Annotated in this window: 18 protein-coding genes; 2 read left to right on the top strand and 16 right to left on the bottom strand. The window is 44.2% G+C overall.

Features of this window, described 5'->3' with window-relative positions:
• Positions 1 to 22: 22 nt before the first annotated feature.
• The 3 genes from ACJA3J_RS03295 to ACJA3J_RS03285 all read right to left on the bottom strand — a co-directional run bounded on the left by ACJA3J_RS03295 (position 23) and on the right by ACJA3J_RS03285 (position 3,995).
• Positions 23 to 1,453, bottom strand: a complete 1,431-nt coding sequence (locus ACJA3J_RS03295; protein ID WP_406945508.1) for a hypothetical protein — start codon at positions 1,451 to 1,453, stop codon at positions 23 to 25.
• A gap of 12 nt (positions 1,454 to 1,465) precedes the next feature.
• On the bottom strand, positions 1,466 to 2,872 hold the full coding sequence (locus ACJA3J_RS03290; RefSeq protein ID WP_406945507.1) for a hypothetical protein: 1,407 nt from the start codon (positions 2,870 to 2,872) through the stop codon (positions 1,466 to 1,468).
• Between the two features lie 145 nt (positions 2,873 to 3,017).
• Positions 3,018 to 3,995 (bottom strand): ring-cleaving dioxygenase, encoded by a 978-nt coding sequence (locus ACJA3J_RS03285; RefSeq protein WP_406945506.1) that lies wholly within the window; start codon positions 3,993 to 3,995, stop codon positions 3,018 to 3,020.
• A gap of 245 nt (positions 3,996 to 4,240) precedes the next feature.
• Between ACJA3J_RS03285 and ACJA3J_RS03280 the strand changes: the two genes are divergently transcribed.
• Positions 4,241 to 5,635 (top strand): L-cystine transporter, encoded by a 1,395-nt coding sequence (locus tag ACJA3J_RS03280; RefSeq protein ID WP_406945505.1) that lies wholly within the window; start codon positions 4,241 to 4,243, stop codon positions 5,633 to 5,635.
• A 92-nt stretch (positions 5,636 to 5,727) separates the two neighbouring features.
• Here ACJA3J_RS03280 and ACJA3J_RS03275 read toward each other — a convergent pair whose 3' ends face one another.
• From ACJA3J_RS03275 to ACJA3J_RS03225, 11 genes are all read right to left on the bottom strand, one after another.
• Complete coding sequence (locus tag ACJA3J_RS03275) at positions 5,728 to 6,837, bottom strand: polysaccharide pyruvyl transferase family protein (protein WP_406945504.1); 1,110 nt, start codon at positions 6,835 to 6,837, stop codon at positions 5,728 to 5,730.
• 153 nt (positions 6,838 to 6,990) lie between these two features.
• A complete protein-coding gene (locus ACJA3J_RS03270; protein ID WP_406945503.1) occupies positions 6,991 to 8,838 on the bottom strand; it encodes a gamma-glutamyltransferase family protein in 1,848 nt (615 codons plus the stop codon).
• Positions 8,839 to 8,851: 13 nt separating this feature from the next.
• Positions 8,852 to 10,108, bottom strand: a complete 1,257-nt coding sequence (locus ACJA3J_RS03265; RefSeq protein WP_089651535.1) for a CapA family protein — start codon at positions 10,106 to 10,108, stop codon at positions 8,852 to 8,854.
• Positions 10,109 to 10,121: 13 nt separating this feature from the next.
• Positions 10,122 to 10,571 (bottom strand): poly-gamma-glutamate biosynthesis protein PgsC, encoded by a 450-nt coding sequence (gene pgsC / locus ACJA3J_RS03260; protein WP_089651536.1) that lies wholly within the window; start codon positions 10,569 to 10,571, stop codon positions 10,122 to 10,124.
• Between the two features lie 21 nt (positions 10,572 to 10,592).
• Positions 10,593 to 11,840 carry a poly-gamma-glutamate synthase PgsB gene (pgsB, locus tag ACJA3J_RS03255; RefSeq protein WP_181898651.1) on the bottom strand — a complete coding sequence of 416 codons (1,248 nt, stop codon included), beginning with the start codon at positions 11,838 to 11,840 and terminating at the stop codon, positions 10,593 to 10,595.
• A 340-nt stretch (positions 11,841 to 12,180) separates the two neighbouring features.
• Complete coding sequence (locus ACJA3J_RS03250) at positions 12,181 to 14,175, bottom strand: penicillin-binding transpeptidase domain-containing protein (RefSeq protein WP_406945502.1); 1,995 nt, start codon at positions 14,173 to 14,175, stop codon at positions 12,181 to 12,183.
• Positions 14,176 to 14,307: 132 nt separating this feature from the next.
• Positions 14,308 to 15,840: a BCCT family transporter gene (locus ACJA3J_RS03245; protein ID WP_406945501.1), complete on the bottom strand. Its 1,533-nt coding sequence runs from the start codon at positions 15,838 to 15,840 to the stop codon at positions 14,308 to 14,310.
• 113 nt (positions 15,841 to 15,953) lie between these two features.
• Positions 15,954 to 17,177, bottom strand: coding sequence for a hypothetical protein (locus ACJA3J_RS03240; RefSeq protein ID WP_406945500.1), 1,224 nt, complete (start codon positions 17,175 to 17,177; stop codon positions 15,954 to 15,956).
• Between the two features lie 323 nt (positions 17,178 to 17,500).
• A complete protein-coding gene (locus ACJA3J_RS03235) occupies positions 17,501 to 17,944 on the bottom strand; it encodes a DUF6376 family protein (RefSeq protein ID WP_406945499.1) in 444 nt (147 codons plus the stop codon).
• Between the two features lie 55 nt (positions 17,945 to 17,999).
• On the bottom strand, positions 18,000 to 18,371 hold the full coding sequence (locus tag ACJA3J_RS03230; protein ID WP_115894415.1) for a VOC family protein: 372 nt from the start codon (positions 18,369 to 18,371) through the stop codon (positions 18,000 to 18,002).
• A 55-nt stretch (positions 18,372 to 18,426) separates the two neighbouring features.
• Positions 18,427 to 19,158 carry a ZIP family metal transporter gene (locus tag ACJA3J_RS03225; protein WP_406945498.1) on the bottom strand — a complete coding sequence of 244 codons (732 nt, stop codon included), beginning with the start codon at positions 19,156 to 19,158 and terminating at the stop codon, positions 18,427 to 18,429.
• Between the two features lie 266 nt (positions 19,159 to 19,424).
• Between ACJA3J_RS03225 and ACJA3J_RS03220 the strand changes: the two genes are divergently transcribed.
• A complete protein-coding gene (locus ACJA3J_RS03220; RefSeq protein ID WP_181898649.1) occupies positions 19,425 to 20,228 on the top strand; it encodes a CsxC family protein in 804 nt (267 codons plus the stop codon).
• 50 nt (positions 20,229 to 20,278) lie between these two features.
• Here the strand turns inward: ACJA3J_RS03220 and ACJA3J_RS03215 are convergent, their stop codons facing one another.
• A complete protein-coding gene (locus tag ACJA3J_RS03215; protein ID WP_406945497.1) occupies positions 20,279 to 21,673 on the bottom strand; it encodes a hypothetical protein in 1,395 nt (464 codons plus the stop codon).
• Between the two features lie 66 nt (positions 21,674 to 21,739).
• The gene (locus ACJA3J_RS03210) at positions 21,740 to 22,474 is read right to left on the bottom strand and encodes a CsxC family protein (RefSeq protein WP_406945496.1); all 735 of its coding nucleotides are present in this window, start codon (positions 22,472 to 22,474) and stop codon (positions 21,740 to 21,742) included.
• Between the last annotated feature and the right edge of the window lie 170 nt (positions 22,475 to 22,644).

Here is a 22,644-nt window from a genome sequence, read left to right as displayed (position 1 = left end):
AAGGCGTGATGAAGGAGAACCATCACGCCTTTCCCTGTCCTTTCGTCATCTCTGCAATCAGTTCGATCAATCTCTGGCCGGAACTCTTCACATTAGGATAAGCGTAGGCAAGGAACTTCTTCCTCTTCGAAGACTCCTTAGCACGAAACTTCTCACTGACAAAATAGCGATTCACCAGATTCGCAAGTCCTACGGGTTCTTTCTGGACCATCTGTCCAAGCCGGTCATAATAGCCCGAATACGTGGGTGCAGGGATAGATAACAGAAATACAGGTTTACCGGCAATCATCGCCTCTAGTCCTACCGTAGAAAGGTAAGCGACAACCACATCCACATGTGGGAGAAGCGTGTACAGATGATATCCCTTTGATGAAACAGCAAAGTCATAGTTTTCCGTCAAGGGATGAGGCGTTTGAGCAGGAAAATCCTTGATGATGACATTGTATTGATCATGCCCAGCCCATTCATCCAATAACTTTCTCCAATGCTTTATATAGGCATTACCGCGGACAATTAAGAGAATGTTTTTCTTCTTGGGATCAAGGCCCAGTTTTTTTGTCAGCGTCTCTTTTGTTATTGTCGCCTCTTTGTTGATCAAATCAAAGCGAGGGTGACCGATTACTTTCACTCCATCATCGGCTACCCCTATACTTTTGAACCAGTCGACTTCGAAATGCCCATAAACCGCGTCCACATCCGATATTTTGGGCATGTAGCCATTCTCACTTCCCACAATTCCGTGCTGCATGCAGATGGTTGGGATATTATGTCTCGCCGCTACGATTGCCAGTGTACGACTTTGATAATAATGAGTGGAAGAAAAAACGATACAGGAAATGGGTAATTTCTTAATCAAGTTCGTCGACTCAATAATACGATGAGCAATACGTTCCACTTGTGCGTTGAATGCTTCTTTGAAGGTGGGATGCCCGAATAAAGGGTGTTTTTTGTGTTTCTTGATAATCCCGGCCACCTGCTTTTGAATCAACTCTACATGATGGTCAATGGATTCATCGTAATCTATTAAAAAGTAGGCCGGCAGCCCCTCCGCAGTGATCGGTCTGGGTGAGGTTGTTTTCCCTCGAATGTCCCGAATAACAAAACTATGTTCCGGTTTAAAATGTTTCTTTGTAATTTCAATCGGAAAGCGAAGAAGGTTCGCTGCATTGTATAATGCCACTTTGCCGTTCGCTTTCCTTTTCACTTTGTTATTGGTATGCATCTTCTTAAATTCAGTAAACCTTTGTTGAAATAGTTTTTTGTCTTGGACCGTATGGGAGAGCTGCTGACTAAATGATTCCGAGGAAAGGTTCTGCTTCAATTCGTGATGGTTTGTAAAGAGACTTCGGAAATGACACAAATAAGGAATGGAGATGCCCTTATACTTGACCTCACTAAAAGCTTCTAAAAAATCTACATAAAGAGACCAAAAATTCCTCTCGAATGTATTCATCATTTCACCCTCTTATTTTGTAATCGAGTTCACCAAAGCTTTTAGTTTCGCGCTGCTGGTTCCTGATTTGTGTGGATAATGAGTAGCAAGAAACTGCTGCCTCTTTTTCAACCAGGTTTTATTCCTAGGAGCGTTCATAACAGCAATCATGTGATCGACAAGCTTCTGCGGATCATCATGGATATATTCACTGAGGTCTCTGTAATAATTTGTCGAACTCGCGTGCAGGCTTTTCAACCTCCATATATAAACAGGTTTATTCGCAAGCATAGCTTCTAGCACAATCGTAGATTCATAGCTCACCACAGCATCCACATTATTCAAGAGATCATACAGGTGCATGTCATCGGCAAATTTAACCTGGGGAAATTTCTTCTGCAAAGCCAATGTCTGAGATGTTTTCCCTTGTTTTCCATTCCTTTGTTTGATGATGATATTGACAACGCCTTTCCGTTCCAGTTCCTCAAGCATCGCTTGTGGAAAAGCTGTTTCAATATGATGAATTACCATTAATACGGATTTCTTAGTACTATCTAACTTAAAATGACTGGCAAATGCTTTTGGGTCGAGCGTCTTTCTTTTGACTAGTTCATCAAACCTCGGGTGTCCGATGGACTTTAATGACTGCTCAGGCACCCCCTTACTGGTGTACCATTGAATATCTTCAGGTCCATACACCGCCTGGTAGGTAGAAACTTTTGGAAGGTAACCAAATTCAAGCATCACAACCCCATGCTGGAGACAAACACTTGGTATTCCATTTAAGGCAGCTGTTAAAGTCAAAATCCTTGTATCACTGCTGTTCGTTGTACCTGTAACAAGGCAGGAGACTTCATTCTCTTCAAAAAACCCTTTCGCTGCAGCTATTTGTTTCATCATATTGGGGATCTGCTTAACAAACTCCGTTTGAAATCCCTTATTTTTATAAATAGGATGATCTTTCGCTTTCTTAAAATAAGTCCATGCCCGCCTTTGATAGGCCTGAATCGTTTTAGATTGAACTTTGTGATACCTTTCAAGACTGTCGACAGGAATTTCCTTTTGTGACTTTGCTCCATGAACATTCGATTTCCTCTTAAGAATGAGGGATTCAACTGGTGAGAAATTCGACCTCATAAGTAGATCAGGAAAGCGCAGGACATTATCATAGAAAACAACTTTCCCTTCCCTTTTGCTTTCCTTTTTCTTAAAAGCAGAGAAATGTGCATCAAACAATGCCTGGATTTGGTTAGCGCTGGTTATTTTTGCGTTCAACTTTGTGGCCTTATTTTCCAGCTTACTCAAAATATCCTTCTTCCCGTTTACAAGAACATAATAAGGACAAACGAGGGAAAGTGGTATCCCTAAATAAGCAAAATGTTTAAAATCCTGAATGAAATCCAGACAGGAGGACCAATAATTACGTTCGAAATGGTTCATCTTATCCTGTCCCCTCCTCCCACCCCATAAATAAGAATGGTTATTAGCTAACATCTATACTGAATCATCTTATGTAGAAGTGTTCGGAAAAATTAACCAAAGTAAAAAGCCAGGGTGCAACCCTGCACCCTGGCTTCCGTTCTTCCTATTCTTTTTCTATTTCTTTCGTACTCCTCACTGTGTCGATCGGACGTACATAATTCTCGATTTCTGTTCTTTTCGGTTCAAGTTTAGGTGGAAGGGATAATTTCTCTCCAAGAGTTTCATACGGCTCATCTCCCATGAATCCCGGTCCGTCCGTGGCCCATTCAAAGAGAATTTGCGGAGCAACTTTAGCGTATAAAGAACCAAAATAATGACGATTGACGAATCCTGAGTTCCTCAAACCGAACTTCGATAAACGTTCAATCCAAGCCTCCAGTGCCTTTTTATCTTCTACACGAAAAGCAGCATGGTGAACGGTGCCATATCCTTGACGGGCCGGCGGAAGAATCGTGTTGTATTCCACAATTACTGAAGCACCATTTCCACCTTCTCCCACTTCGAACAGGGTGAACGCGCCTTCTTCATCCGCTTCCCTGAAATTCATGACTTTTTCAAGCATTTCCTTGAAGTATTCCTTATTGTCGACTCTCACGTACAAGGGTCCAAGACCGGTAATGGCGTATTCTAATGGAACGGGACCTTTCTGCCATGGTGTACCTGGGGCTACTCCATCATCGTTTTCGTCGGATACCAGCTCATAAGCTTGATCATCAAAATCGACAAAAGGAAGAACCTTCTTGCCGAACCGTTCCTGAATTCCTTTGTGTTTCACTTCCAAACGATCAAATCTCTTCATCCAGTAATCCAAGGCTTCATCACTCGGAACACGGAAAGAAGTTTTCGCAATTTCATTCGTTCCGTGGGAGCCTTTCGGAATGCCTGGAAAATCAAAGAAGGTCATATCCGTACCTGGATTCCCTACATCATCTGCAAAAAACAGGTGGTACGTTTCAATATCATCCTGGTTGACTGTCTTTTTTACAAGACGCATGCCAAGGGTGTAGGTGAAGAATTCATAATTTTTCTCTGCACTGCTTGTTATGGCGGTGACATGGTGAATGCCTTTCAACTCACTCATTCGATCCCCTCCCATTTATTTTTGATTGCAACATAATTATCTCAGTTTCAAGATAAATATATATCATGAACCTTCTATTGTCAATTTATAAAGTTCATACAAGAGCCCCCCTGCTCATACCTTCTGTATATGGAGGCTCCATTTATTATTTTTCATGTTGACAGCTGTTAAATACTGGTGTAACTTTAAAGCCAACCTTTTCCATCGGTTTAATAAGTTAATGTCTAGAAGGAGGTAACAAAATCATGGAAACATTTCTTGTAATCGTCAACATCGCTCTTATTTTTGCGCTTATTCTTGTCCTCATACGTATGCAGCAAAAACACATTTCTTTCAGTAAACGTGTCTTCGCAGGGCTTGGGCTTGGAGTACTCTTAGGTGTGTACTTACAATTCGTATTTGGAACCGATTCCAGCATCACTGCACAGACAACCGATTGGTACAACATCGCAGGACGTGGGTACGTACGCTTACTTATGATGATTGTCATTCCGTTAATTATGGTGTCCATCATCCAATCCATTATCAATCTTGAAAAAACATCACAGTTAGGAAAAATATCCCTATGGATCATCGGTGTACTCGTAGGAACTACAGCGATTGCAGCACTTGTGGGCATCGGGAGCTCCTTTTTGTTCGATTTGAATGCAAGTGAAATTGAAGCCGGTCAAGCAGAAGAAAGCCGGGGGCTATATTTAGAAGAACGCCTGACAGAAGTTCAGGATATGTCCACACCACAAAAAATTCTTGAATTTATTCCAGCCAATCCATTTCTTGATATGACGGGAGATCGCGCAACATCTACTATTGCCGTGGTCATCTTCTCCGCTATTATCGGTATCGCTGTTCTCGGGGTACGCCGCAAACAGCCGGAACAAGCGGAATTGTTCGTCAAAATCGTCAACTCTTTTTACGCAGTAGTCATGCGTATTGTCACACTTGTCCTACGCCTCACTCCCATCGGGATTTTAGGACTGATGGCTACCACCGTAGCTCAGACGGATGTGGGAGGAATTCTGGAGTTAGGGAAATTCGTGCTTGCTTCCTATGTCGCATTAGGGGTGATGTTCATCATCCACCTTGTATTGATTGGGATCTTCGGGTTAAACCCATTCACATATTTACGAAAAGTGCTGCCTGTGCTTAGTTTTGCTTTCACATCAAGATCCAGTGCAGGTACGATTCCATTGAATATATCCGCTCAGAAAAACAGCCTCGGTGTGGAAGAAGGGGTCGCAAACATGTCTGCCTCTTTTGGTGCAACCATTGGCCAAAATGGCTGCGCGGGCATCTATCCAGCCATGCTCGCTGTCATGATTGCTCCTTCTGTGGGAATCGATCCGTTGAGCCCTGGGTTCCTGGTGCAACTTGTGTTGATTGTGGCTATCAGTTCATTTGGTGTGGCTGGTGTCGGAGGCGGAGCAACATTCGCTGCATTAATTGTTCTCTCTTCCATGAACCTTCCCGTTGCTTTGGCCGGATTGCTCATTTCAGTTGAGCCTTTGATCGACATGGGCCGTACCGCATTGAATGTCAATGGGGCGATGACTTCAGGAACCTTGACTTCACGTGTCTTGAAGACTTTGAACCTTGAACGTTTTAACGATAAAAAAGCAGTTGAGAAAGATATTGCTGTGTGAACCTGAAAAAGGTGACCTTATATAAGGTCACCTTTTTTTATTCAGCTTCTACACTTTCCTATTCCATTAAAAACAATGCATGTATAGCCGATTTAATCGGGAAGCATTTGGAGTAGAGGTTCCATTTTGTTCACCCATAATCGATCAATGCTTTTTAGCGTTCTCTTGGTAACAGGATAACCAGATAAAATTTCTTCCTTCACCATCTGAAGGGGGTCAAAGTCTGGAAAGGATGTCTTCATCGTTTGATACATCGGGTAGTTGATATGGATCATTCTCGGCTTATCCTTCAAGTAATGCGTCGGTACAACAGAGTCTCCAAGTCCACGAAACGTTTGCAAATGGCCGTACCCTCTTCCATCCTCTCCTAAAAGAAGACTGGGCTTCCGATTACGAAGGAACCAAATATGTCCATGCAGTCGGAACCCTACGTGAAGGTCAAAATCTTTGTAATAGGAAAGGTGATTGGCATCTCCAGCAAGATCCACCAGAGGGATGTCGTTATGTTTCCATAAGGCCCTTCTTTTTTCACTCCATCTGCTATGCAAGGTAATCGAAACATGACAGGAAAACTCCTGCTTGATTTTTTTCGCTAATTCGTAGGCATAGACAAAATGGGGTGGATTATGCGGCATAGAAACAGCTACTTTTTTGATTTCATCAGGAAGTTCCGGTTTAGCAAATAACTGATTCATATCAAATAGTGCACAGTCTCCTACTGTCCCGTAAGTTTTCACTCCATTATTCATGAGAAGTTGATCTGTCGGGTAATCTCTTGTAGAGAGAACGTTTTGTTGCAGAGGTCCATCCGCATCGCCAAAAGCCCGGACAAGCTGATCTATCTCCTTATCATCCAAATGAAGCGATCGGCTCTGTCCCTTTGTACCCGGATATACCGTCCAGCCCGATCCAAATACAAAGACCGGAATAGATCTTTTCACTGCCTCTTTGAAATAACGGTTACGATATTTTGGCGCCACTCCGGTCCCCTCAATTCGAGGTGCAAATCCTGCAAAAATCACCGCCTTATATTTATCGAAATCCTCCACCTGATCCACATCTTCCTCCGCCAATCGACGAATATCAATCAATGGATTTCCTTTCACATTTCGAATTAATTGCATAAGGCTTTGTGTGATGAAGGCATCACCCGAATTTCCAGAACCATTCGCAGGGAATGTAGAAAGTACTAGATAGGTCATGACATCCCCCTCCTTCCTGACCGCACCCTGTCTCTTCATTACTATTTAGAGAAAGGCGAAGCTATTCATATAAAAGCCCTCGGTGCTTCATAAAAAACGCCCCTCTATAAAAGATCACAAAAAAGCCCCCCTACAGGGAGAGGCCATTTTCATCTATTGTGCTGTACTCACATCATCCATACCATCCTGGTTCCCAATCTGCCATGTTCCTAAACGTCGAGGATCTCCGCCCCCGTACATTTGGAGGACATCCCCGTTCGTGCGGATTCCAAGTCCTTGGATGCCGCCATAGAAAACAGGAGAATCATGCTCAATGACAGAATAGCCTTTCAAATCCCTTAAGCGGGCGATTGGCTGCTGTTCAATCAAGTTTTCAACATGGACAACGTTATCTTCTGTATAAAAACGACTGCGACCGATGGCTTCCTGCAATGTCAGCTGCTCACCAGTGTCTTCATTCAATCCATATTCGTATTGAATCAAGGTTTGAATCAGCATCGCCGGGATCCTTTTCCCACCAGGGGAACCGATGCCGAGGACCGCTTTTCCGTCTTTTTCGAAAACCATCGGTGAGACGAACGACCGCGGGCGTTTGCCTGGTTCATAGGCGTTCATCGAATCTTCCGCTGTATCGAAATTGTTCATTTGGTGGTTTAAAAAGAAACCATCAATGTACAAACCAGAGCCGAAGAATTTCCCTAATGAGTTGGTCGCAGAAACCATCATCCCGTTCTTATCGACTACGACAAAGTGCGTCGTATTGCGGTGATCGGCTTTCTCACCTGGTGCGGTGTACAGGTCCGCGGAACTTGTCAGTGCACCCTCACCGACAGAAAATTCTTCTTCAAACAACTGATTTGTATATTCTGTAGAAGTCAATTTCTCCTGCTCCACTTCCTCAAATGCAGGATCGCCCAGGGTGTACACTCGATCTGTGTAGACCTTGTCGACGATTTTGTTCACAAGGTGGATATAGATATCTTGATATTGTGGATCATTGACAATCTGTTCCATGTTTTCTGGAAGGTTTCCATCCAGAAAAGCCGGCCATCCTCCACCAGGCAGGGCATATTCCTCTTCCAGTACTTCATCCAGGTTAGCTTCCAACTGTTCCAGCATCTTCAATGCCTGAATAACGATGATGCCTGATGTCGGAGAAGATCCGGCATACAAGGTCTGGCCTTTGAATTCTCCTTTTGGTGCAGGACGTTTACCGACTTCATAAGCTTCAAGGTCACCCGGTTGAAAACCGAGCTGACTTGTAAGCGAGTCAGCGATCTCCCCTTCATAGAAAGATTCCGCCCCTTCTCGCTGCAGTTTTTTCAATGTCTCTGCAAGCTCTGCTTGAACAAGGGTATCGTTGATCTGCAGCGGCCGATCTTCGGGGTAAAACATGTTGTAAACGGCCGGGTCTTCATTCCCTGACTGAATGAAACGTCTCGAGTTTTGAAGCTGCTCATTGAAAATTCGTCCGACTTTGATGCCTTCTTCACTATGAGTGACGGCATCTTCAAGCAGCTGATTCCACTCCATTTCATCTCCGTAATCTTCGTAGACTTTGCCCATCCCTTTCACAAAACCAGGCACAGCAATTCCGCGTTGAGGCCGCGCCCCACTTACAGGAGCTGCTTCGCGGTAATCGTACGTGATGGCTCCTTCATCCGGTTCGTGGACAATCATTTGTCCACCCCCGCCAATCCCAGAGCCATAAGGTTCAACGACATTCAGCACAAAGGAGACGGCTATAGCTGCTTCGGCAGCATTCCCTCCCTCGTTAAGCACCTTCATCCCAGCTTCAACTGCGAGAGGATGCACAGCACTGACGCCATATACAAAAGCTTCTTCCTCTGAGGAAGTATCTACTTCAACCGTCTCCTCACGACCTTGGACTTCATAAGGTTCACGGAACTGGTCAAACTCTTCTTCAAAATAAACATTCCATCCAACTAAGCCGACGAAAATGATGCCGGCAAGTATATAGGTCACCTTCAAATCACTCAAACCTGTGAACCTCCTATCCTTCAATGACGCCAGCTTTTTTCAAGTCGACCACGAGTCTGCCGTCTTCCATCCGCCATAGTTCATCGTCCAGTTCTTTCCTAAGTGTCCGGAAAATACGGTAATCGCGAAACGGCTTCAGAATTCCATCTGTCTCTCTCGGTCTCGTATCGGAAATTTGCATAGGTACGAAGGAAAGTTCCGCTCCCCCGTCCTGCAAAAAGTCAAGTTGAGCGAGTGTCGAATCTTTCGTACGCGACCAGCCCTGGTCAAAAACGAAATTTCCGAGACTGTTCATAACGATCGACGTCTTATCTTCACTTTCCGGGTCATCCGGGTCTCTCTCGATATGTACACGAGTGATGGGCTCAAGCACATGAGAGTGGTGGCCAATGATGACATCCGCCCCCATATCGGTCATCAAATACGCAAGCGTTTCCTGTGTATCATTAGAACCGACCTGATATTCATCGCCCCAGTGGGTATGGACCATGACGACGTCCGCCTGTTCTTTCGCTTCACGGATACGGCTTTGCAGCACACCAAGCCCCGCATTCGTCAAAACCCCACCGACGTACTCACTGGCGCTGTATCCTTGAACAAACACATCCGTAAAACCTAGAATGGCTACACTTCTTCCATTCGCATCAAAATAATGAATTTCACCGGCATCGGTCAACGTTTCCTCTTCCTCAAACATCCCCTCAGCAGGATCTAATGCACGGCCGATTCCGAGCAAATCAAGATCAACCTTTTCCATATGTTCCAAAGTTTCCTCTAATGAAAGGTTTCCGTAATCCATGATATGGTTGTTTGCTAGATTGACAGAGTCGAAACCAGCATCCACCAGCGCCTCTTCGGCTCCTTTTTCTGCATACAAATGGATATCCTTATTACGCAGCTCAAAATCTTCCATAACCGATTCGACTTCAGGATCTTCTGCATCAATGACCGGGTTTTCAAAGTTTCCCGTAACATAATCGGACTCTTCAAAATATGGAGTCACATAATCAAATACACGACCAATCGGTTCTCCACTTCTGACAGCGGCATCACGGACGTGACGACCGAGCATCATATCTCCGACCATCGAAATTCTGAAATCCACATCATCGGGGCGTGTATCTTCCGGCATCTCCGGCTTGTCGATCCATTGATGACCAAAGAAAGGCACAGCTAATAGAGCTGCGAGCACCATGGAATGGAGAGGCGCTTTCTTTTTATGCTTCTTCGTCCATACCTTCATCTTATATTTAAGATCTTTTTCTTCCATTGAAAAATCTCCTCTAAATCAAATGGTACGCCGTAATCAATACAAAAGTTGCGAACGCAATAAGGAAAGTGGCACTGAACGTAGGCAGCACTCCCTGCTTTTGTATTGAGTTTGCGATCAATCCGGGCACAATGACTCCGATTCCCCTTAATTCCATGACAGGAAATGGGGTGAGAGGATATAAATAATCCATCGACATCTTCATCAAAACCCCGACGGTCAACATCGCAGCAAATTTACGACGACCGTAAAGAACCGTGAACCTTGATAGAACTTGAGAAACGAGTAAGTATGTAACCAAGCTGATCATTCCAACAGCTAATACGTACATCACTTGATCGAATATCAAAGCTATGTAGCCCGGGACAACCAATCCCGCGGGCACAATCCCTGTTTTCTCTGCATACAACAAACTTAATAAAACACCTATGACAATCGCGATATATAAATCAGTACCGAACACGTGGACTCCAACTCCCTACCATTATTTGTTCGCCTGCAACACCTTACGAGAAAAAGATCGGCTCTCTTCCGACTCTTCTATAACGTCCCAGCCTGTGTCTTCTCGAGATGAAGGACGGAATTCAAGCTCTTCGACAGCGGCAGCCACTTTCTCACCAGCCCCGACGATGTTTCCGATTCCGTAAATGACACTATCATCAGGAAGCTCTTTCAGATGCTCGACAATAACCTCCGTCGATGCTTTTTCCAAGTTTATGAGATTAAGTGGCCTGATTTTCCCTTCTTCATAGGCTTTCGTAATCGGCCAAACACTTTCTCCCATGACAATCAACCGCTCCATTTCAATATGGGGCAGGACATTTTCCGCGAAATCGATGGTCCGCTCAACTCTGTCACTGCGGCAGCTCATGACGATTGTACGCTCCTGATCGGGGTAATCCAACTGTTGGATTCTTTCCCAAATGTTCAACGTTGATGTTGTATCATTCGCGGCAAATCCGTTGAAGAAGTATTTAGGCGCTTCTTCTCTACCGAAACGGTGCACGCGCATCGCTCCCGGATCGACAGGTGCCTGCAGCATTCCCTCAAGCGCGACATCACGATCGATATCCAAAATCTCAGCAACAGCCATTGCAAGGGCCGCATTTTGAGGGAAAATCATGAACGGGAACTTTTGTAAGTACGCTTCATCAATCCAGCTTTCATCCGCAACCACAACTTTTGAGTTCTTGCGGCGCGCGACTTTTTCAAAATACTTCTGATAAGGCGTTTCCGGAATGATGACATATCCGTTTTCCGGAATGGTCGAACCGAAAGCTTCCGCAATATCATCAAGGGTGGGGCCCATCACGTCCATATGGTCTTCAATAACATTGGCAATGATGGTAATATTCGCCTTCACCAGCCTCTCCTGGAAGACCTTCTGATATTCAGGATTCACAGCCATACATTCACTGACAAAAGCATCTGCCCGCCGTTTCACCACTTGTTCCGTAATCCTCATTTGTTCATTAATATTCGGACCTTGCAGACCACGGACAATCGGCTCTTCATCTTCCTGATCCCAATAAAACATCCGCGCTGACGTCCCTGTCGTTTTTCCAACCACTTTCCGCCCGTCATGTTTAAGAATTCCCATCACAAGACGAGTGACCGTCGATTTCCCACGGATCCCATTTACGAGAATCCTAGTAGGGATTTTCTTCAGTCGACGATCAAGCTTATATTTTTCCCAAAGACCTACAACGAGCACAAAAACAAAGAAGATCATCAGGTACGCTAACTCATCCACTAACTTTCACATCCTTATCTAGTTCCAAAGATACCATGAACTCATTCTTTCTAAAACTAACAGATTATTACAACATACGCCAACACTCGGCATAAGTCCTAGTATTCTACCATACCCTAATGCGGAAAATATAATTGGAATTTTCAAAAGAATTTTCGAGAAAATTTCAACTACATAACTTTCGTATCCGGTTTATTTTTTATGACTTCTCAATAACAAGAAAGCATACATCATTTATTTGACTTGAATCTTTCTATACAAAAAAAGAGTTCTGCCTCCTAAAGAAGCAGAACTTCATGACTGAATTTTGACCTTACAGTTACCGCAGAGCTTGAAAAACATTCTTCACTTTCGGCACAACATAGTGACTTCCACCTTCAGCATCTTCGATCATCATCGAAACCATAAGGTCCTGACTTTCTGTATCCCACGCAATGAACCATCCATTCTCCTGTCCATCCTCTTCCTGGGATTGTTTCAATTCCGCTGTTCCCGTTTTACCAGCGAGACTCAAGCCTTCCACAACAGGCTCATGAGCGGTCCCTGCTGGATCCTCGACAACAGCTTTCAAATCTTCTCGTATGACCGAAACCGTATCTTCACTCATCACGTTCTCATGCCATACTTGATCCTCATCTTCAGAAGAAACCAACCTCGGTCTCATTAAGTCCCCACCGGTCACAAAAGGCGTATAAGTGAGGGCTAAGTGAAGACTGCTCATTTGAATTTCTCCCTGGCCAAAGCCAGTGTCACCAAGTAACGCGTCCCGTTCGAATGTTTCTCCATTCAACAACTGGGAATTTTCGATTGGGAAAGTCAAAGGAAGATCTTCCCCAAAACCGAACTCGCGGGCTTCTTGAAGGAAGGTTTCCCCACCGATTTCGAGGATTTTGCGGGCAAAATAAATATTGTCTGAACGCACAAGCGCGTCTTTTAAATTCACTTGTTCATCTTCAGCCGCTCCTGGAACTCTTGTTACTGTGTATCCGTTCTGCTCATATGTCGTTCCCGTAATGGATAGTTCTTCTTCTGGTGTAATGACCCCTTGTTCAAGACCGATGGCAGCCGTAATTGGCTTGAAGGTCGATCCGGGTGAATAGGTGCGGTTGAATTTGTTCAAGGTCGACTTTTCGTCGCGACCGAGGACAACCGCATTTGGATCATAAGCAGGGGCGCTAACAAGAGCAAGGACATCCCCTGTCATGGGGTTTACACCTGAAGCGGCCCCTGATTCACCTGACAATTGTTCATGAAGGGATTTCTGCACTTCCGATGATATCGTGAGGTTGAAATCTTTTCCGTCCGTTGCCGCTGTTTCAGCTAAGGTTTCTTTCGTTTCTCCCGCGTCCGTCTGGATAACGACCTTTCCACCTTCCTCACCTCTCAATTGATCTTCGAGAACACTCTCAAGTCCTGTCTTTCCAAGTTGATCTGCCGCTGTATATCCTTCATCTTTCAACTCTTCAAGTTCCTCCGCTTGAATCGGTCCGACATATCCGATCAAATGAGCAGCTGCTTCTCCTAAAGGATAGCTCCTTGCTTCTTGATTGGGCTGGAACTTCACTCCCCTGGGCAGCTCTTCATCCTTAAGAGCCTCAATTGTCTCTTGATCATTTTCAGCTACAGCTCCCACAGGTACAAACGTATCCGTAGTGACCCAGGATTGGTTCAACTGCTGATCGATTTCCTCTACGGTCGTTTCCAAAATTTCAGCGACCTCTTTTTTCAGCGTTTCTGTTTCCTCTTCCGTGTGCTCTTCCATCCACCCCGGTACGAGACCAACATTAAGGACGCCTCCATTGACAGCCAGCGGGCTTCCATTTGCATCAAAAATTTCACCACGTTCGGGATCCAATGTCCATGCTCTTACCTTATCTCCTTCTTCCATTTCAGGAAAAATCATCGAAGAGTTCCACTGCACAGCCCATCGGTCACTCTCCTCCCCTTCTTCATAGACGAGCGTTGCCGCGTTCGAAAACTCAATCGGTCCTCCCAACGAATCCAGCCCACCTTCAAATTCAAAGGAAGGTGTATCTTCTGTTTCATACTCTTTCTCTTCTTCTGGAAGTTCGTATGTAAATGATAAGTTCGCCATGTCAATTCCCTCATAAATCGTTGTATATCGATCAACAAATTCCTCTTTGCTTATAAGTTGCTTTGAGTTCTCACTGAGAATCTCATACATTTGTCCATACTCACCGCTTTCCCAATGATCCATATAGGATTGAAAAGCATCTTCCGGCTTCGGTTGATCCGAGCAGGCCACTAGTAAAATCAAACCGATCCCAACAAACATGAGTCGCCACCACTTCATATTTACCTCTCCCCTTTACATATATAGACAAAAATACCTTATTTTCATCATAGTACATTCATGACTAAATGAACAGAAAGCCACATCCCATACAAAAACCCCCTTCATGAAAATATGAAGAGGGTTTACGATTCATCTTATATTATTGCTCCACGCACGATCTTCATCGATCATCCGCTTCGCAGCGTAAATGAGGATGAATTGAATGATGATGACAGGGAGACCCATCAATCCTGAAATGACCTCCAGTGGTGCCAATCCACCAATCCTCATCAGAACAAGAGCAAATCCAGTGATAATCCCGGCAATGATAATCCTTAATAGTTTCGGTGGTTCGAATTTACTCATGTCTCTTGTACTTGTGTAGGCGGCTACAGTATAAGTGGTAGAATCCAGTGTTGTCGTAAGGAAAATGAGCGCGACGACCATAAAGATGATGATGGCCAGTTCACCGAATGGAAGAGTAGAAAGAATATCCGGTATAGCAGCCATGCGATCATTTTCTTTAACTAGATTTAAAACGGAAAGATCGCCAGAGAGATAGCGATAGACACCAAGTCCACCAAGCACTCCTGTTGCTATCCAGGAAATCAGCGTAGGCGCAAGCAAGTAAGTCAAAATCATTTCCTTGATCGTGCGTCCTCTGGAAATTTTTGCAGCAAACACACTGTGCAGCATCGCCCATGTCGCACTGTATGCGTACCAGAATACAGTATTACTCTGAATGTGTGAAGCTTCTCCCTGGTGAACGGAGTCTGTATTCAGTGACATATTCAAATAATTGGATAATAAGAAGGATACGCTGTCTGAGAAATAATTGAGGATGAACACGCCAGGTCCTCCAATTAAAATAAACACAGCAAAGAACCCTGCGATATACATGTTCCACGTACTCAACCTTTTGATTCCCCGCTCGATGCCAAGATAGGCACTTAACGAGAATAAAAGCACCCATATGATTGTAACCGTAATCGTCAGTGTGAAATTCACTTCAATCCCGAACAAGTGGGATAAATTTTGCGTAATGATCGGTGCTCCAAGACCTAACGTTACTGATGCTCCGGCAAGAATACTGATCAGAAACAGAACATCCAGGAATCGGCCTCCGATGCCATCTGTAAACTTATCACCGAAAAGCACCCGGCAGGCTTCCGATATTCTCATCAATGGACGCTTACGGACATGGAGAATATACCCCATGGCAGGTGCAATCATGACGAAAATGGCGAATACTTGGAACCCCCATAAAAACATACTGTAGGCATTCCCCCACAGCAATGCCTCCGCAGAACCTGCTTCCACCCCTGCCGGTGGATCGTTAGCGACAGAAGTCCATTGCAGCATCCCTGTCCGCATGATAGTCGAACCGACGCCCATCGCAATTAAAATGGACGCATATTCAAACAGGGTAAAGCGAGGTTTTTCCTTGGGATCACCAAGGACCACCTGTCCATATTTAGAAAAAGATAAATACAACCCGGCTACCACTAAAATCACACCATACCAAAGATAGCCCCAACTGAAATTATTCACGATGGAATCAAAAATGGCATTCAGCAGTTCCAGTGACTCTGCCTCATACAAGGCAAATGGAATGCTGATGCCAATCATTATGATTAATGAAGGAACAAAAATTTTATAATCGATCAATTTCTTCTTTCTCATCCAATCCTCCTAAGTTACGTAAGATTCTCCTCCCCTTCTACCCGCTGGGGCCTTATCCATAACCTAAAAGAAACAATTTTCATATAATTTTTTGACTGGCAGGATACTTTACTTCACTTCACTCTCTTCAATTCTTGAGTGTCTTCCACCGTTTCACCATCTTCTCGTTTCTCTTCTTCCGCCTTCTTGATCTGCTCATAACGCTGGCGCTGTCGGTATCCATAAGTGGAAGAAAGAACCACCTCTTCTTTTTCAAGTGCAGAACCGAGGGCTCCGATAATTGTGGACACACTCGTTGCGGTCCAGGCGATATAAAAATAATTGATGTACCCTACCTCGCCTGTTAATTGTGACTTCAACATCCCCATTGGAATGAAGGCAATCACCGCAAGAGAGAAGATAAAGAACAGAAGCAGATAATATAAACTGACAGATACAAAAAGCGTCAATACTGTAGCCGCGTTATACAGCTTCCGTAAATACGATGCTCTTTTGTCGTTCGGTTTTTCCCATAGCTTGTGAGCAAGGATGATCCACCCGACCATCGCTACTATGGATACTACCGAAAGCATGAACATGCGCCATATGCCGTAATTGTTGCTAAGATTCCATAATGTCGGAAATACCAGGGCATAAGCACCTGTGGTAAAAGCAAAAACGATGACTTTCAGGAAAGCCGGAAACATTGCCCACGGACGATTAGCACGAACCATTCCGGTCAAAAGGCGCAAAGCTCCACTGATACGAGACTTCACAGTGAATCGGACATCAATGTTCGCGTCCTCTTCATGAGGAGTTTCTCTCTGAATCGGTGAAAGCCATTCAAATCCTCTCTTTCCCATCAGTCTTGTTGAGCTTTTATTTCTCAATTCTTCATGTTGATCATCATCTTTCGACTGAATCCTCTGTTCTGCGTGCTCACGATCTTCTTCAGAACTGCCATAATAGATTTCATTCACGAGTTGTAAAATAGACTCTCTCACTCTCTTAATCATAGGAGTCGATCCAAGACCAGGAAGACTGATCAAAGCTACATGGCCTTCTTCATAAGCTTCCGCTACAATTGGAAATTCCCCTTTGAATAAAGGCAAGTCTGTCAGGCATACAGCAAAGTCCCAGTTTTCCTTTTCACTCCTATCCATCGTCGCCTCCAGAACATCTACGGAGTTTTCCGTCACTCCTGTAAGCGCATCGACGGTATATTCCACTTCCCAGTTGTAATTGTCTTCCACATAATAGCTGAGGAGCTCCGGCAGCTCTTGCTCCAAAGCCTCTCCCAATTCTTTCGGATAGCCCGGTGCTGTAATCAACCCCAGTCGTTTCTCTGCTTGTCCCATAACCTTTCCTCCAAATCCCTACAAAACTATTTTTTAAAAATATATAACCGTAATAAAAGATTTTAAACGGGAAAAAGACACACCCTTCAAAAACAATCGTATTCAAGTTAATGGCAGGGTTGTGTAAGACTTGATTTCGAGATGTTAGTGAGACTCTAGGGGCTGGGGAAAAGGGTCGCTTTCCGTCCGCCCCATTGCCAAATGAGAGTCTCGAAACTCATCCTTCCACAGTCGGAAGCTTATACAGAAAAAAGACTACAGCCCTGGTAAAGTTGGGCTGTAGTCTTTTGTTTAAATTCCTATTTGGCAGAAAGTGAGTTTGATCATTCGCCGAATTGTTGAATTTGTTCGAGGAGACTTGTGAGCTCGTTGAGTGTCCGGAAGACTTCCGTATTTTCAAGCACCGACGGATCGAGCTGGCCATTTTCCATATTGGAGAGGTACACCTCAATCCCCTCAAGGGCCCGGTTATTCTGATCGACTACTTGTTGGTGCAAGTCAGAAGCGACTTCAGGGGCATTAAGCTCGTTGAATTCTTCAATATCTTCCTTCATACCTTCAAGCTTTGTTTCCAGTTCCTGCGCCGCTTGTGGATCTGTGATGGCGCGTTCGGCCAGCGCCGGAGCTTCCTCTGCAAATGTATTGGCTTCATTGGCATATTCTGTTGCTTCATTGACGTACGCGAGAGTATTGTTCACTCCATCAATCAGTCCACATCCTCCAAGAAGGGATGCACTTAATAAAACCGTAAGGGCGGCTTTCTTCATACGCCTTCACCTCTTCCCTTATATCCTTCGTGTACCTCTGATGTGAAGCACCCCACTATTTGTTAAACTCAATGATATTTCCATCTGGATCACTGATGTACACTTGATGCCACTCTGTTTTATTCTCAGGCTTGTTCAGCATTTCAACTTCATGCTCTTCCAAACGATGGATGAACGCCTCGATATCCTTCACTCTTACTGCAAAATGTCCGTCCCGGGAATCAATTTCTGTCGTGCCACGGAAAGTTCGTCCTTCTTTATGTACAATCAAATGGATTTGCGTTTCCCCCACCTCATACCATGCACCGGGAAATCCAAAATCAGGACGGTCCGGGCTCTCTTCGAACCCTAATACATCACTATAAAAATGCTTCGCTCTTTCGATATCTGATACTAATAAGGACACGTGGTGAATACCTTCGTACATCCCTTCCACTCCTTTTTACCTTTTCTATCAGTGTAATCGAAAAGAAGACGAGTAGCTACCTGAACCACTCCACAACCCCGATCATACTGAGAAGCCCCAGCAGGAAGGAAAAAGTAGCGAGCCTTTCATATCCATGGCCATGCGTTTCCGGAATCAGTTCTTTATATACGATGAATAACATCGCTCCCGCAGCAAAGGCAAGACCATAAGGAACGAGAGACAAGGCGGTATGAACCATGAAAAAACCAAAAACACTAGCTAAACATTCGATGACTCCTGTTAAAAAGGCCATCGCCACCCCTAAAGATTTACGGACGCCCTGATTCAACAAAAACAAAGCCACAAGAAAACCTTCCGGAGCATTCTGCAGCCCCATCGATAAGGCGACAACAAGTCCAAGATTTTCAACTTCACTCGCCAAACTTGCCCCAACGGATAACCCTTCAGGAATATTGTGGAGTGTCATAGCCGCAACAAACATATGCGCCTGCTGAGGAAGTTTCACATCACTTCGTTCATGATCGAGATCGATGTGAGAAATAATGTATTCCAACACGTTCAATAACAAGGCACCCACAAGAACCCCAAAACACAACACATACAAATTGGTTAACTTAAGCGAAGCAGGAATTAATCCATACGTTGAAGCGGCCACCATAATCCCCGCTGTATAAGCAAGAATGCTGTCCATCCGCCGGTGGGATATGGAACGTATGAATAATACAGGAAGGGCCCCGACACTTGTTGCAAACGCGGACATCACCATCACCCACAAACTCCACTCCATAGCATCCCCCCTGTCATAGACAAAGCTCACCGTTTCTTTTTCACCATATGACCAAGCTGTCCGAATTAGACTCCTCATACGGGCCAGTTCAAAACTTTTTCAAAGAATTCCGCTCATAGATTACGAGGGAAAGCACCTATTTTTAATGCCTATCGTCACTCGTCCATTCACCTTCCTTCATAGAGACATATAGTATTAATGAGTCAAAAGGAACTTGTCTGAAAGAAAGGTAGACTTTTGACAAAAATATAGAAGGAGTGAACAATATGAGGAAAAACACAGGATGCGGAAATGGGTATGGACACGGTAAAAAATGTCCACCTCTATCCAGCGATGTAGCCAAATCAAAGAGTCTCTTCACTGCATCAGAAGAGTTTTCTTCGGATGATACAGAAGAAACAATCATTCTTGGTGATGTGTTGATTCAGTCTCTTACTGAGGCGGACTTCGAACTACCATCGTATGCTAGAGCCATTAAAAACATCGAGAAAAACGTTTCCTTGACACAGTGTAAAGCGATTCCTGTTGTCGGAAACCCTGGGTACGTAAAATTGTTTGTTGAAGGGGTTGTACACAAAAACATCCAGTATGTGGAAGATGGGTATGGATATGTTAAAGATTACAGCATCGATATCCCGTTCAAAGCATACGATCAGGTTGAACTTGCAAACGACGTCCAGTATCCATTCGATTTCCCATACAGCGTGAAAGACAACGTCCTCCAACGCCGTGAGCTTTCTAAAGACGGCATGGGCGCTGACCGTTGCGAATTCGGTTCTTTGACGTTCGAAATCTACAACCAGCCAATCAAATGTAAGCTTCTTGCTTCTGCTGTTAACCAGTGGGACATTGTGCACCATTTTGATAACTGGGGTCGTTTCAACAAAGTGACGGAAAAAATGGACATCAACCTTGTCATCAAGTTGACTCAGAAACAACAAGATCTCGAATTCCCATCAGTCCCGCCAATGGATAATGGCGAAAACGGTGGAGAAGAAGATGCTCAGACTGCAACAACTCAACAACAAGAAACGGTTTACAGCCGCTTTCGAAAAATCATTGGTCAATAACAAATAAGAGATGCTCCTCTGAGGGCATCTCCTTTTTCTTATGATTAGAACTATATGTGTACATATTGTTTCTGTAAAAGGTCATAGACGATATGAGCGGATCCCTGAATATAGAGTCTTCCATCCGTGACAGAGGCATCGCTATGACTGACAAAGCTCACACTTTGCGTTTCTACTTCTACCGGCTCAACGAACGTCTCCACAAACTCATAGTGCACGTTTCCTGTTTCGTCACAGTCGAAGGTGTATTCCTTCCGATCTGAACATGGGATCTGCGGCTCTTTCTTCCAGTCCACGCAAACCGTCTCTTCCCATGGCACCGTCTGTTTGAGCTGCTGCAAGGATTCTCCATTGTCATAAATGACCTCCACCATGAGTACGCCACTAAGAAAAACATAGGAAGATGGCAGAACAACGGTTTCCTTTTGAGAGTGAATAGATAATTGGATATCAATGATTTCACATAGATCATCAGGAATGTTCAAGGTTTCCATCAGATTCACTTCAACCTTTTTAGTAGATAATAAGACAGGGACTTTTACAGTCATATTCCATGCTATGTTTGAAGATTTTTCTTCCTCTTCTTCACAATAGGATTCCAAAGATGAAGAACTCTCAATCATTTCCTGATCTTGCTCACAAGAAGACTCTTCTTCATCCTCCATCATACAGCCTCGGCTTTCATCGAGAGATTCGAGAATAGCTGAGGATTCTTCTTCATCATAAGACCATTCGATTTTTTCTGACCAAGAACTGGATTCATCCAGCATGGAGCAAACCTCATGGAATAGGTTGTCGGATGGGCCTTCATTCATTGATTTTTCTTCTTCTGGCAACATGGAATCCTCATCATCCAAAATGATATTTTTTTGAGCCTGGTAGTGATCTTTAAAACCTTGGCGATCGTCCGAGGACTCTCCCATGGAAGAAACGATATCTGTTAAGATCGAGTAGTCTTCAAACTCATCTTCTATCATTTCTTGAGGCTCATTCATTGAGCTCCAGTCCGGACTAGGCTCCTCTTTTAATAACGCTAGTATTTCTGGTAAGAATGGATTGTTTTTCTTCCTTTCCCTATCGGATCTCACCTGAGGACGATCCGATGATTCCCCAAAGAAATCTTCCCCCTTACTGGAACTTTCAACGATGGACATCGAGTCTTTCCGGAACGAAGACATTCGCTTCCGGTTCTCTGCCAACACATGTTCTTCCGTGTCATTATCCAAAATTTTTGAAGGTGGGGAAATGACGGGTCGAGGCATTTCTCCACCTGAGTCGTAAGGTGAATAGATGTCATGGTGATCTCCTGAAACAGAAGGATTATCCTCAAATTGAAAATCATAGGAATTATTTTCTCTTCTACGCTCATCCTTTGTTTGCGGTGGTTTTGGATGTGACCGTTTCGTCCAGCGTGTTTGATTGAACTTGATTTCATCTCTCTTCATATTACTCAGAAAGGTGCTTGCCCTTCAGCATCCTTTCTCCCCTCCTTTCTGTCCTATACTTGTCACTCAGCAATCATCATTGGAAGCTGAAGCTACGCGGATTTGCTGGTCCTGGAGAACTTTCAGGCAAATGTCGAGCACCATTTTTTCTTCGACCTGCGTGAAGTAGCCTTCATTGAATGGTGAAGATCCTGGAAGTGGTTGGCGGTCGAGCGCTTCATCCCATTCAATGATTTTACTGGTAAGCAATTCACAATAAGGAAGCTCATTATAATATTGGCTGCTCTCCTGATGGTATTGAGAAAGATCACTGCTCAACAGTTCATCCTTTTCAGGGAATCCGGAAGGTAAGGAGTGGGATACGGCAAAATCAAACTCTTCCCGCTTATTATTTTTCGGCATAACCGGCATGGATAAGAAGTCTTTGATTTCAATGACCGTATCGAATGGAATATCTACCGTGAACGAATGGAGATCTGAAGCGACCGTCGTATCTGTGCTCATTTCGATTTCGTTCGATGGGCTTGCATATTGGATGTTTTTACGGACGAATCCTTTAAGGAACAATTTTTTTGTAGGGAGAAGCAATCGACATTGAGTTAAAGCGACTCTCTTCTTAATATCTTTAATTTCAAGAACAGGTTCTGGGAAAGTGATGGTTTCATTTATGTTCAACTGGACATTGAGTTCGGCGAGGACGACTGGCACCTTTGTGATGATCTTACCAATGCTTACGTGAGGCTTGCATGGCTTACAATACCCTTTTTCACACTCATAGGAATCGTTATGTTTATCAGACATTCGATGGCCTCCTAAACGAAAGATATCCCCATCGTATGTAGGAAATCCGCTGATGTCTGGGCTCTTATCTCGATTCCGAGATACGTTCAAGCCAAGGGGGTTAATAAGAAGGAACCGGCAAAGGGCTATAGAATAATATAAAAAACACGATCCCTTCTATGAGGAATCGT

Origin of the sequence: Halobacillus sp. SY10, from assembly GCF_045401165.1 — a bacterium.
Taxonomy (GTDB): domain Bacteria; phylum Bacillota; class Bacilli; order Bacillales; family Halobacillaceae; genus Halobacillus; species Halobacillus aidingensis.
This window is presented reverse-complemented; position numbering and strand designations above follow the sequence as displayed.